At 73.6% G+C, this 368-nt stretch carries 1 protein-coding gene; it reads left to right on the top strand.

Annotated features, from left to right (window positions below; translation table 11 throughout):
* The coding region (locus G3I53_RS15160) for a condensation domain-containing protein (RefSeq protein WP_164438442.1) at nucleotides 1–368 on the top strand (368 nt) is incomplete at both ends.

Genomic DNA, 368 nt, shown 5'->3' with positions numbered 1-368 from the left:
GCGGGGCGTGTGGAGGCGCTGCCGGAGTTGCGCCGGGTGGAGCGTGCGGGACCGCTTCCGCTGTCGTTCGCCCAGCAGCGGATGTGGTTCCTGCACCAACTCGACCCGGACAGCGCGTTCTACAACGTCCCGGCTGCGGTCCGGCTGACAGGAGAGCTGGACGTGGAGCGGTTGCGGGGTGCACTGCTGGCGGTGGCGGCCCGGCACGAGGTGCTGCGGACCCGGTTCGAGGAGCAGGCCGCCGGCCCGGTGCAGATCGTGGGCGAGGAGCCCGCCGTCGGCATCGAGATCCGGGACCTCTCCGGGGCTGCGGATCCGGACGCCGCCGCGCTCGGCGTGGCGCACGAGGTCGCGCGGTTGCCGTTCGA

It is taken from the genome of Streptomyces sp. SID14436 (assembly GCF_010548465.1).
GTDB lineage: Bacteria > Actinomycetota > Actinomycetes > Streptomycetales > Streptomycetaceae > Streptomyces.
This window is presented reverse-complemented; position numbering and strand designations above follow the sequence as displayed.